The sequence below is a fragment of the Paraburkholderia sp. BR10937 genome, from assembly GCF_040965695.1.
In the GTDB taxonomy this organism is placed as follows: Bacteria; Pseudomonadota; Gammaproteobacteria; order Burkholderiales; family Burkholderiaceae; genus Paraburkholderia.
In genome coordinates, this window is the sequence record NZ_JBFRCL010000252.1 from 1 (window position 1) to 244 (window position 244).

2 protein-coding genes are annotated in these 244 nt (G+C 52.0%); both read right to left on the reverse strand.

Translation table 11 applies throughout. The annotated features are described in order from the left end of the window. The coding region (locus AB4Y44_RS42855; protein ID WP_368702855.1) for a hypothetical protein at window positions 1–93 on the reverse strand (93 nt) is incomplete at its 3' end. Then, window positions 84–242, reverse strand: a complete 159-nt coding sequence (locus AB4Y44_RS42860; RefSeq protein ID WP_368702856.1) for a phosphopantetheine-binding protein — start codon at window positions 240–242, stop codon at window positions 84–86. The genes AB4Y44_RS42855 and AB4Y44_RS42860, both read right to left, overlap by 10 nt. Between the last annotated feature and the right edge of the window lie 2 nt (window positions 243–244).

The following is a 244-nucleotide window of genomic DNA, read 5'->3' on the forward strand; positions in this document are numbered from 1 at the left end:
TGACTGTTCGCGCACTACATTCGGAGTGCCGACGATGATATCGTCCTGTCCACTGTACTCTCTCAACAAAACGTAAAACGTCGTCAGTAACACGCTGAAAAGCGTTGTGCGATTGTCCGCAGCGAGTCACCGCCCATCAGCAAAAAGTTGTCGTTTCGTCCCAGCCGGTCTAGATGCAGTATCTCGGCTAGCAGCCTGCACAACCGAACCTGAAGACCGTCAGCAGGCTCCAGATATTTCACAT